At 42.4% G+C, this 11,517-nt stretch carries 9 protein-coding genes; 7 read left to right on the top strand and 2 right to left on the bottom strand.

The features are described from left to right. Window positions 1-91 precede the first annotated feature (91 nt). The gene (locus tag KXD93_RS12405; protein ID WP_258137429.1) at window positions 92-787 is read right to left on the bottom strand and encodes a head GIN domain-containing protein; all 696 of its coding nucleotides are present in this window, start codon (window positions 785-787) and stop codon (window positions 92-94) included. A 160-nt stretch (window positions 788-947) separates the two neighbouring features. Continuing rightward, complete coding sequence (locus KXD93_RS12400; protein ID WP_258137428.1) at window positions 948-2,759, bottom strand: hypothetical protein; 1,812 nt, start codon at window positions 2,757-2,759, stop codon at window positions 948-950. 468 nt (window positions 2,760-3,227) lie between these two features. Here KXD93_RS12400 and KXD93_RS12395 point away from each other — a divergent pair, with 468 nt between their 5' ends. From KXD93_RS12395 to groL, 7 genes are all read left to right on the top strand, one after another. Next, on the top strand, window positions 3,228-4,772 hold the full coding sequence (locus KXD93_RS12395; RefSeq protein WP_258138078.1) for a MiaB/RimO family radical SAM methylthiotransferase: 1,545 nt from the start codon (window positions 3,228-3,230) through the stop codon (window positions 4,770-4,772). Window positions 4,773-4,871: 99 nt separating this feature from the next. Further along, window positions 4,872-6,113: a sigma-54 interaction domain-containing protein gene (locus KXD93_RS12390; RefSeq protein ID WP_258137427.1), complete on the top strand. Its 1,242-nt coding sequence runs from the start codon at window positions 4,872-4,874 to the stop codon at window positions 6,111-6,113. A 4-nt stretch (window positions 6,114-6,117) separates the two neighbouring features. Next, window positions 6,118-6,642, top strand: a complete 525-nt coding sequence (locus KXD93_RS12385) for an LptE family protein (protein ID WP_258137426.1) — start codon at window positions 6,118-6,120, stop codon at window positions 6,640-6,642. A 16-nt stretch (window positions 6,643-6,658) separates the two neighbouring features. After that, a complete protein-coding gene (locus KXD93_RS12380) occupies window positions 6,659-8,743 on the top strand; it encodes a hypothetical protein (protein WP_258137425.1) in 2,085 nt (694 codons plus the stop codon). Window positions 8,744-8,754: 11 nt separating this feature from the next. Beyond that, window positions 8,755-9,114, top strand: coding sequence for a preprotein translocase subunit SecG (secG, locus tag KXD93_RS12375; RefSeq protein WP_258137424.1), 360 nt, complete (start codon window positions 8,755-8,757; stop codon window positions 9,112-9,114). Window positions 9,115-9,364: 250 nt separating this feature from the next. Beyond that, the gene (gene groES, locus KXD93_RS12370; RefSeq protein WP_258137423.1) at window positions 9,365-9,640 is read left to right on the top strand and encodes a co-chaperone GroES; all 276 of its coding nucleotides are present in this window, start codon (window positions 9,365-9,367) and stop codon (window positions 9,638-9,640) included. Between the two features lie 165 nt (window positions 9,641-9,805). Beyond that, window positions 9,806-11,440, top strand: coding sequence for a chaperonin GroEL (groL, locus tag KXD93_RS12365; protein ID WP_258137422.1), 1,635 nt, complete (start codon window positions 9,806-9,808; stop codon window positions 11,438-11,440). The last annotated feature ends 77 nt before the right edge of the window (window positions 11,441-11,517 follow it).

Genomic DNA, 11,517 nt, shown 5'->3' with positions numbered 1-11,517 from the left:
GAGTGTAAGGACACAAAAAAGCTGCCCGTTAAGGCAGCTTGAAATATATATATTAAGTTATTAAAGTGCTTTTTTGCTTTAATCTTTCGGCTTAATTCTCCTTGCTCACGCTTCCAGAGCCAATGGTGCGGCTATCAGATGTGGCATTGCCGGAGTAAACAACATTTCCTGATCCTACGATATTTGCTTTGATAGTTTTATCGGCGCCAAAGTAAGCATTGCCTGAACCTGCTATGGTAACATTCGCAGTGCTGGTTTTAAATCCTTTTCCATTCAATTCCCCTGAGCCTGCGATGTTGATTTTTGATGCGTCAGCTGTTCCGTTAAGTTTAAGAGATCCCGAGCCGCCGATGGAAGCATGGAATTCACCCGCTTTAACAGACGATGTAACACTTCCTGAACCGGCTATGGAGATGTTTACACGGTCGCCGCTAACAGTTCCGTCGACGCTAATTGAACCGGAGCCGGCGTTATCAAGTTCTGAAAGCGATTTTGCGGTGATATAAATGTCTATTCTGCCATAATCAGCATTTTCATGATCATCCTTAAATTTAATGCGGAGTTTACCATCCTTAACATAAGTCTCAATTTCTTTGATCGCCTCGCTTGACGCGCTTATTTTCAGGCTTTCAGTCCCGTTTATTTTTACATGTACATCAAAGGAGCCACCTGATGCAATAGCGTGAAATCCTGAAACCTGGCGTGTTTCCTGCGATTGCGCCGACGCTGTTAATGTTGTAGCAACCATCAATACAGCTGCAAAAATGGTATAAGCTAATCTTTTCATAATTATTTAGTTTAATGCTTTAATGATAAGATGCACTTGTGCTGGAAAATGTTGCACGGGGAGGAAAGATTCTTTTGTAGTCCGAAAGTCCGGAAGTCGGAAAAGTCCGAAGAAGCTGCATTGGCTTGGACATTTCTAAATCTTCCAGGCTTCTCGGTCTTTACTGATTTTCGGACTTCTTCAATTCCTTCTTTAGCTTTCGTTCCGCCTTTCGCTTTAGCCGTTCGGCCTTTCGTTCCTGGTGGTCGCGCTTATTTTCAGCCTGCTGATCCTGCATTGTTACAATGGCCTGCTGGGTTTTTTTATCTAACCCAACAGATGGCTTTATCCCGCTGAGCAGCGTTTGCCATACTGAGCTAAAAAAAGCTTTCTCGGGCGGACGCGTATATTGTACAAAAGCCACGCGGGGGTGTTCATCCGGCTTATCAGGATTGTTATGTTTAAGTATGAAAATGTTGGCGTATAACGATTCTATCAGCTTCTTTTTTAACTTATCGTTCGTTGTATCAGCCTTTAACAAACTTACCTTTACATCACTGTACAGCATTTCCACTCTTCCTTTTGCTACAGCGTTGTTTGCAATAATGTCAAAACTGAATTGCTGCAGCGTGCCGCCATTAACCTTGAGCATAGCCAACGGCATTACTGCGGGATTAAGCGCCTGTAATTTCATTGGCCCCAGTGTGCCCTTATAATTAAATGCGTTATCCTTGTCGGTAAGGTTAAAGTTAAACTCAGTGCTGAGCTTGCCGCGGTTCATAAAATAGCTGGTAAGCTTTATATTGAACTTGCTATTTTTTTGCAGTGCCGTTTTATTGTTGGTGATGTTTAAGGCAGTTCCGTTGGTATTATTAAAGGATAACGAACCCGCTTGTTTCGACTTTGTATTAAATTCGTTATAGATTACGTTCATTCGCCTGAACAAAACAGTATCAAGGGTTATATCGTCACCGATTCGATCGATAGCGGCATTGGGGAAACTTTTTACCATGTTTTCTTTTTTTGACGAATGGTTGGGGTTGGCGAACACCTGGAACGAACCATCGCTAATAGTAAGCCTTGTCCCGGTAAGAATGCGGTATTTATGATAATTTAAGAAGTCGAAATTGTTAAGTTGCGCCGAATCAAGCCGCAGCGTGAAACGGTCCCTGTGGGTCCTGGAAAAAAACACATCGGTACTTGCAGGTTTTAAATTTATACCGAGCGCGGTTAGCTGCGATTTGGAAGTTGACAGTTTTAGCGAATTGATACTATAGGAATATAGTCCGCTTGAGGTGTTCCCTTTATAATTATTAAGCTCGGCAGTTATATCCTTGCAATAAAGCAACCGGGATTTGTCTGTTTGAGTGGCTGAGTCTATTAATAAGTCGTGTGCGCTCAGGTTCATTTCCTTGAATTCGGAGATGGCTATTTTGTGTCCCGAATTATCGGTATACTTAAACTTAACATCGCCCATCAATATATCGCCGATATGAATATAGTTAAGGCTTTTTTTGATTTTTTGCCAGGCCGTTCGCCTGTCCTTAAGCACGGTATCGCGAACGTGGTTTAACTGGAAGCTTATGTATAGTTCGGGGTTATAAAGCATTACCCTGCCAATATTGAGGTTGTGCCTGAAATAAAGACTAAAGGGATGGATGTGCGATAATACCAGCTTTTTTATGTGCAGTTCAACCAGGTTATTGGGTGCAATATGGTGGTTCTTCCTGCTGTTATATATTGCGGTGTCGGGCTTTAAGTCAATGTTATTGATAACAATGGTTCCGCGAAGTACATGCAGTTCGGCAGACGAAAAATTTACGGTATACAGGCTGTCGCTGCTTGTTGTAACGATGTCCTTAACTTTATTTTCCAGTATCGGCGACCAATAACTGTTTACAAACAAAGCCAGTATCAATATCAGCACAGTAAACACCAGGAAGATAACAAGGGATATTTTTTGCCACTTGTGCTGTAAATATTTAAGCGCCATTAATTGCCATTGTTTTGCTTTACTTTTTCAAGAGAATCCTTTTTTGCTTATTAGCCCACTTCCTGGCCTCCCGCCGTGCTTTACGGTCTTTTTTACACGTATTATACTTGTGCAGCAAAATACTAACTTTTGCGACAGGTACATTAACTTTTATCTCTGTTTTTTGCTGAAACCAACACTTTGTTTCAACCCGTCAAACAATCCCATATATAAAAAGCTGAAAAATGATACGGTAGGCTCCCGTTTTAAATCGATGGCCCTGATTTGAAAACGCCTTAAATATCTGTGTTATTATTTTTAGGTATAATTTTATTGGCAAGCATGGAAATAAGCCCTGTTTAAACCTAAGTCAATCAACCTATTCAACCCATTCTAACTTAATCAACTTAAAATCAAAACTAAAATAACTGCCAATATGTCACGCTGTATTTAATTTTTATGTATTTTTGCAGACTAATTTTTACAATGATGATGGATTTGGTTGTTCCGGATAAAACACATGATGAAAGCAGGCAGGGTGAAGCCTTATTGTTAGAACCAAAGGCAATTAACAATAACGGCCGTAAATTATACATTGAAAGTTATGGCTGCGCCATGAATTTCTCTGATAGCGAGATAGTAGCTTCCATTTTATCGGAACAGGGCTTTGAAACCACATCTGATTATACAACTGCCGATGTTATTTTTATAAACACCTGCTCTATCCGCGAGAATGCTGAACAGCGTGTGCGTAACCGGTTAAGAGATTTTACTGTAGCTAAGGTGAGGAACCCGGGCCTGGTAGTAGGTGTATTGGGCTGTATGGCCGAACGCCTCAAATCGAAGTTCTTAGAAGAGGAGAAGCTGGTTGACGTAGTTGTAGGCCCCGATGCTTACCGCGATCTGCCGAATTTAATTGAGCAGGTTGGCGGCGGGCAAAAAGCCGTGAACGTGCTTCTATCGCGTGAGGAAACCTACGCTGACATCAGTCCGGTGCGTTTAAATAGCAATGGTATTAATGCGTTTGTATCCATAATGCGTGGCTGCGATAATATGTGTTCCTTCTGCGTGGTGCCATTTACCCGGGGCCGCGAACGCAGCCGTGATCCGCAATCTATAGTAGCCGAATGCACAGACCTGTTTAACAAAGGCTACCGCGAGGTGACTTTGCTCGGTCAAAACGTTGATTCGTACAAATGGAAATCTACGGAGAAAGATATCGCTAAAACCGAAAGTGAAAAGCCGGTTTTGGGCGGAATGGATCTGCTGGACAAAGTACTAGCGTCTGGAGAGGACTTAACCGAAGTTCAGCCTTTACAACACGAGGCTGGCGATGTAACATTTGCCAACTTGCTGGAGATGGTTGCTTTGATTAGCCCTGAGCTTAGGGTTCGTTTCTCGACCTCGCATCCAAAGGATATAACCGACGATGTGCTGTATACTATAGCTAAGTACGAGAATATTTGCAACTATATCCACCTGCCTATTCAATCGGGTAACAGCAGGGTATTGAAATTAATGAACCGTACTTACAACCGCGAATGGTATATGGAAAGGGTAGCTGCAATAAACCGCATCATCCCGGATTGTGCCATCTCAACGGATATGATAACCGGTTTTTGCACCGAGACAGAAGAAGAGCACCAGGATACTTTGAGCATGATGGATCATGTAAAATTTTATTTTGCTTACATGTTCATGTATTCCGAAAGGCCGGGAACACTTGCCGCTAAACGTTATGCCGATGATATTCCGGATGCTGTAAAGAAGCGCCGCCTGCAGGAAGTGGTAGCCAAACAACAGGAACACTCGCACGAGCGTTTGAAAAAACTGGTTGGCACTACCCAAAAGGTATTGATAGAAGGTTTTTCAAAAAAATCGGATAAAGACTACGCGGGAAGAAGCGATCAGAATACAGTTGTTGTTTTTCCCGTTAATGAAAATTATAAGCCAGGTCAGTATGTAAACGTACTGGTTGATAGGTGTACTACTGCTACTTTGATGGGAACAGTGGTGAGCCCCCAAACCCCCTAAAGGGGAGTTACGTCCTGATGGTACGTCAGGAGTATATGGGGCTGTAAAGAATTAATAACTAAATATTTAACTAACTCCCCCTTTAGGGGGTCGGGGGGTATGGACATACAAGAAATTAAACAACGCTTCGGGATCATCGGCAGTTCGCCTTTGCTTAACCGGGCCATAAATATAGCCAACCAGGTTGCGCCTACTGATATCTCTGTGTTAATTACCGGGGAGAGCGGTAGCGGTAAGGAGGTGTTTTCGCACATCATTCACCAGATGAGCCCGCGTAAGCATGGGCCGTTTATAGCGGTGAATTGCGGGGCGATACCTGAGGGGACCATCGATTCCGAATTGTTCGGTCACGAAAAAGGCGCTTATACGGGAGCCGTTGGTGAGCGCAAGGGTTATTTTGAAACCGTAAACGGTGGTACTATATTTTTAGATGAAATTGCCGAAATGCCTTTGGGTACACAGGCCCGTTTATTAAGGGTGCTGGAATCGGGGCAATATATTAAGGTTGGGTCATCAAAAGTTGAAAAGACCAATGTGCGTGTAATAGCGGCTACCAATGTAGATGTATATGATGCAGTTAAAAACGGCAAGTTCAGGGAAGATCTTTACTATCGCTTAAACACAGTTCCGTTGCGCATTCCGCCGTTGCGCGACAGGAAGGAAGATATTTACTTACTATTCAGGAAATTCACATCAGACTTTACCGATAAATACCGCACCCCGCCAATCCAGCTGGACGAAGAAGCACAGCAGGTATTGATCAATTATTCGTGGCCGGGTAACGTACGCCAGCTTAAAAATATGGCTGAGCAATTGGCTGTTTTGGAACGCGACCGGGTAATCACGGCCCAAACATTGCTCACTTATATCCCTATGGAAGTGAGTGGCCGCAACCTGCCGATGCGGGTTGAGAATCAACAAAAGGAAGATTTTTCTGAACGGGATATTTTATATAAGGTGCTTTTTGATATGAAGCGCGACATGGTGGAATTGAAGAAACTGGTAGCCGATATTATTGAACATGGCGGCGTTTCTATCAATCATGCCAATCACTCGCAAACTATAAATCAGCTATACAGGGATATTGACCTGCCAAACGCACCCGATTCACAATTTACTTTGCAGCAGCCCGTTAATAACAATAATAACGGTAGCCCTTACAACATCACACAGGCACAGGATGCCGAAGAAGTGGAGGAGTCGCTATCCTTAATAGATAAGGAATCGGACCTGATAAGGAAGGCGTTGAAAAAGCATAAGGGCAAGCGCAAGCTGGCGGCAAATGAGCTGGGAATTTCGGAAAGAACTTTGTACAGAAAAATAAAAGAATTAAATTTATAATTAAATGAAAAGAATTAAGGGGCTGTCGTTAACGCTTATTGGTTTAATTTGGGTTTTACAGTCGTGTACATATAAGCTTAGCCTTACCGGCGCGTCCATTCCGCCAGCCATGAAGAGTATCCGGGTTGAGTTTTTTGAAAATACATCGCAATTGGTAGTAAATAATTTAAGCCGGCTATTTACCGAGGCGCTGAAGGACAGGATCAGGAATACAACCAGTTTAAATGTGGTTACCGGTGATGCCGATGCGGTGATGTCGGGTACAATAACAGATTACAGTATTGCCCCGGTATCGGTACAGGCTACTAACAATACCACAGCTCCATTAGCTGATCAAACGCGTTTAACTATTACGGTGAATGTGAAATATGTTTATGATGCGGATAAAAAGCTTAGTTTTGAACAACCGTTTTCAAAATATAAAGATTTCAAGGGCGCGATAGAGCCGGTTGAACAATCGTTAATAGCAGATATAAACAAGCAATTAACGGAAGATATTTTTAACAGGGCTTTTGCAAACTGGGATTAATTTGTAGCTTCAAACTGTGGATCAGAATTATAGTAATAATCAGAACGAATTTTTATGGACGTTGTTAGCCAATCCTGCTAATGATGCCCACCTGTACAATTATAATTTACAGCGCCTGGTTAATGATTTTCCGCAAAGCGGGATTTTGCAAGCCCTGCTTGCACACTCAGCTGATGAAAAAAACTTAAGGCAGGCCTCTGTTTATTTTAATGCAAAGGCACTGTATAAGCTGATCAATGCACCCTCGTCCTTTATTGGCGTAGCAGATGAAAAAATTATAGTTCAGCATAATATCCCGTCGGTACGTTTTAACGGACACCAGGCTGAAACAACTGACATAGCTAATACAGAAAATTATTTCAGCGATCATGCAGCAATTGAAACGATTGCCGAACCTCTTACAGATCACCAGGGTGAGACCTTACACGAAATTGGCACGATTGCCGATGCACATCACGCAGAGGAAGCCACAAATGAGATCTTAGATAATCATCCGGTTGAAGAGCACCTTACCGAAGTGCATCAAACCATAAATGAGATCCCTGTCGAGGAACATCATGTTGGAGAACAAATTGAATCATACGAGCATCAGGCCCTAAATGAGATTCCGGTTGAGGAACATCATGTAGAGGAGTCCGTTGCAACGCTTGAGCATCAACCCGAAAATGAAATCCCGGTTGAAGAGTATTATACCGAAGAACACAATGTATCTTACGGACACCAACCAGCGCATGATATTCCTGTAGAGGAACACCATGCGGATGAACATATTTCATCTCATGAGCATGAGCCTGCACAAGATAGCCCGGTTGAAGAACATTGGTTAAGCCATACTGAAGAAACTCACGAAGCGGTCGTTGTTGAACACGCTGAACATCCTGCTGAAGAACCTGTAGCAGAAACACATGAAAACAGCCTTGCAGAAATAAAGGATGAAGTTGTACACGAAATCCCTGCTGCTGAACCGATAATTAATTATGCCCAAGGCCTTGGCCACCGAATGACGCGTGATCCCGAAGAGGCAACCGCTGAGGATGCGCATTCAGAAATAACACATGAAGCCGCTTCGGCAGTACATGAAGAAGCTGTACACGTTGAACATTCTGTTGAAGATCATGCAGCCGAAGAAAATGTTGCGCCCCAACCGAGTCGTGAAGAGCCTGGATTTACCGATCCTGTAGCTGCCGAATATAACGGCTTTGCAGAGCCGGTACATCAACATGAAGAAGAGCAGCATGCAGTTGCAGATCATGTTGGCGAGGAACACCAGGCTGTGACAGAACAGGAACACGAATACAGACACGAAGAGACAACTAATCATACTGAAGAAGAGCATCAGGCGCACGTTGAAAACGAACATGCAGATCATCATAACATAGAAGAAGAAACCTTTGATGAGATAACCGGGATCGAAAACATAGATCTTGAAAAGGACATCATCAGCAACATAGCGGCTTCCAACTATTTTTCATTTGATCGCGCATTCGGCGAACATAAGGAGCAGGAACCAGCGTTAGCAAATGAGGAGGTACAACCTATAAATGCTGCTGACGTTGAAGCTGACCAGCAGGATGTTTCAAAATACCACGACGAAAAATTGCCGTACAGTTTTTTATGGTGGCTTGATAAAACACGCAAGGAACATTCGGGGATCTACCAGCCTTATGTAGCGCCGGAAAACCCCGAACCGGTTAGTACCCGCCGGAAGTCAAACACTGACGAGTTGCAGCAGCAGTATTACGAAAATATTTTCCACATTACCTCGGTTGAGGAATTGGATAAGAGTTTGCCGCCGCCATCATTTGAGCCAACTGCCTTTGAGCCTACTAAACTTAAGGAGCAGGCAATCATAGAGCGCTTTATCCAGGAGGAACCACAGATTCGCCCGCAAAGCAGTGATAAGCTGGATAACGAGAATAAAGCGAAAAAAAGTTCGGAAGACAGGGATGAGCTGGTATCTGAAACACTGGCCGCTATTTACTCCGACCAGATGCTGTACCACAAGGCGATTGCATCATACAAAAAATTGATGTTGAGATTTCCGGAAAAAAGCCGTTACTTTGCGGAAAAGATTGAGCAGTTAGAAAAGAAAACCAATTAATATAAAAAGAAATGTATTCATTATTGTTGATCATAGCGATCATTGTGTGTGTCCTGTTAGTGTTGATGGTGTTGATCCAGAATCCTAAGGGTGGCGGTTTATCATCAAATTTTTCAAGTTCATCACAGTTAATGGGTGTTCAAAAAACAGGCGACTTTTTAGAAAAAGGTACCTGGATCCTGGCCATCACTTTAATGGTTTTATCGCTGGCAATTAATGTTTCGGTAAAGGGTGGCGTAGAAAAAAGCACTAACCCGCAAATAAAGGAACAGGCTGACAAGGTTGCAAAGCCTACTGCTGCACCTTCAACGGCTCCTGTTTTACCTGGTGCTCAAACACCGGTTCCGGCTGCTCCTAACAAGGCAAAATAAAAAACCATAAAATATTGTAAAAGGCTTTGCCCCGATAGCTATCAGGGTAAAGCCTTTTTGCTTTTTAGCGCATACTGACACGATGGCATCATAGATTAAGCTATCGTTAACAATAAAAAACATCATTACAAATTAAGGTGACAATTGAACAGTTAGTGTGACAATTTTGACCTTTATGCCTGCTTGGCATAATTGATGATGAATACCAGAGCAAACTTAAATTAATATAAAAATTAATAATTGTATAACTATGTCATTAAACATTAAACCTATCGGAGACAGGGTAGTAGTGGAAGCTGCTCAGGCCGAAGAGAAAACTGCTTCGGGAATTATAATCCCGGATACTGCAAAAGAAAAACCTCAACGTGGAACTGTAGTTGCTGTTGGTGAGGGTAAAAAAGATGAGCCTTTGACTGTTAAAGTTGGTGACCAGGTTTTATATGGCAAATATGCCGGTACTGAGATCCCTTATGAAGGAAAAGAGTATTTAATCATGCGTGAATCTGATATATACGCGGTTCTTTAATTAGTGAACGACTGATTGGATGAATTAGTGATTTGTTAAATCCTAATTCCAGATCGGTTACTCATTAATAAACAAAATTGAAACTATAAAACGAATGAAGGGGTAGTTTTAAAGCGAACTTTAAAAATCACTCATTCACTAACTCACTAATTCAAAATTAATAACATGTCAAAACAAGTTAAATACAATGTTGAAGCACGCGATGCGCTAAAACGCGGTGTGGATATTTTAGCTAATGCAGTTAAAGTAACGTTAGGCCCTAAAGGTCGCCACGTAATTATTGATAAAAAATTCGGTTCACCGGCAATCACCAAGGATGGTGTTACTGTAGCAAAGGAAATTGAGCTTAAGGACCCAATTGAAAATATGGGTGCACAAATGGTAAAGGAAGTTGCATCAAAAACTGCTGATATAGCAGGTGATGGCACTACTACTGCTACGGTTTTAGCCCAGGCTATTGTTACTGCAGGTATTAAAAATGTTGCTGCCGGTGCAAATCCAATGGATTTGAAACGCGGTATCGACAAAGCAGTTGCAAAGGTTGTTGAAAACCTGAAAGCTCAGTCACAAAGCATTGGCGAAGACAACAACAAGATCAAACAAGTTGCAGCTATTTCAGCAAACAACGACGAAGTTATCGGTTCGTTAATTGCTGAAGCAATGGAAAAAGTTGGTAAAGACGGTGTGATTACTGTTGAAGAAGCTAAAGGAACTGAAACTGAAGTTAAAACTGTTGAAGGTATGCAGTTTGACCGTGGTTACCTTTCTCCTTACTTTGTAACCAACGCTGATAAAATGGAAGTTGAGTTGGAAAACCCATACATCCTGATCTACGATAAAAAGATCTCTTCAATGAAAGAGTTGTTGCCGATACTTGAAAAACAAGTTCAAACCGGCAAGCCGCTTTTAATTATTGCTGAAGATTTAGACGGTGAAGCATTAGCTACTTTAGTAGTTAACAAGATCCGTGGCTCACTGAAAGTTGCCGCTGTTAAAGCACCAGGTTTTGGCGATCGTCGTAAAGCTATGCTTGAAGATATCGCTATCCTTACAGGTGGTACAGTAATTTCTGAAGAAAGAGGTTACAAGCTTGAAAATGCTGACCTTACTTACTTAGGTACTGCAGAAAAGATCATCATTGACAAAGACAACACTACTGTTATCAATGGTTCTGGTAAAGCAGAAGAGATCCAGTCTCGCGTAAGCCAGATCAAATCTCAGATCGAATCAACTACATCTGATTACGATAAAGAAAAATTACAGGAACGTTTAGCTAAATTATCAGGCGGTGTTGCTGTATTATATATCGGTGCAGCTTCTGAAGTTGAAATGAAAGAAAAGAAAGACCGTGTTGATGACGCTTTACATGCAACCCGTGCGGCTGTTGAAGAAGGTATTGTTGCAGGTGGTGGTGTTGCTTTCATCCGTGCCGTTGAGTCGTTAAAAGACCTTAAAGGCGCTAACGAAGACGAAAACACAGGGATCCAGATCATCCGTCGTGCTATTGAAGAGCCTTTACGCCAGATCTGCGAAAACGCAGGTATCGAAGGTTCTATCGTAGTTCAGAAGGTTAAGGAAGGAACTGCTGATTTCGGTTACAACGCACGTACAGATAAATACGAAAACTTAATTGGCGCCGGTGTTATCGACCCAACTAAAGTAGGTCGTGTAGCATTAGAGAACGCAGCTTCAATTGCAGCTATGTTGTTAACAACAGAGTGTGTATTGGCTGACGATCCTGATGATGCTCCTGCCGGTGGTCCTCCAATGGGCGGCGGCGGTATGGGCGGCATGATGTAAGAGTCGCAAGCCCTAAGTCTTGAATCTTAAGTTCTGAGTCTTTTTTGACTTTAGACTACTGACTCAAGACTATAGAC

This window comes from Mucilaginibacter phenanthrenivorans (genome assembly GCF_024721155.1).
GTDB lineage: Bacteria > Bacteroidota > Bacteroidia > Sphingobacteriales > Sphingobacteriaceae > Mucilaginibacter > Mucilaginibacter phenanthrenivorans.
Note: the sequence above shows the minus strand (reverse complement) of the source record. Positions and strands in the feature narration are given on the sequence as shown.

Coding starts and splice junctions, on each gene's coding strand:
- KXD93_RS12405 (WP_258137429.1), bottom strand. CDS start 787: ATGAAAAGATTAGCTTATACCATTTTTGCAGCTGTATTGATGGTTGCT.
- KXD93_RS12400 (WP_258137428.1), bottom strand. CDS start 2,759: ATGGCGCTTAAATATTTACAGCACAAGTGGCAAAAAATATCCCTTGTT.
- KXD93_RS12395 (WP_258138078.1), top strand. CDS start 3,228: ATGATGGATTTGGTTGTTCCGGATAAAACACATGATGAAAGCAGGCAG.
- KXD93_RS12390 (WP_258137427.1), top strand. CDS start 4,872: ATGGACATACAAGAAATTAAACAACGCTTCGGGATCATCGGCAGTTCG.
- KXD93_RS12385 (WP_258137426.1), top strand. CDS start 6,118: ATGAAAAGAATTAAGGGGCTGTCGTTAACGCTTATTGGTTTAATTTGG.
- secG (WP_258137424.1), top strand. CDS start 8,755: ATGTATTCATTATTGTTGATCATAGCGATCATTGTGTGTGTCCTGTTA.
- groES (WP_258137423.1), top strand. CDS start 9,365: ATGTCATTAAACATTAAACCTATCGGAGACAGGGTAGTAGTGGAAGCT.
- groL (WP_258137422.1), top strand. CDS start 9,806: ATGTCAAAACAAGTTAAATACAATGTTGAAGCACGCGATGCGCTAAAA.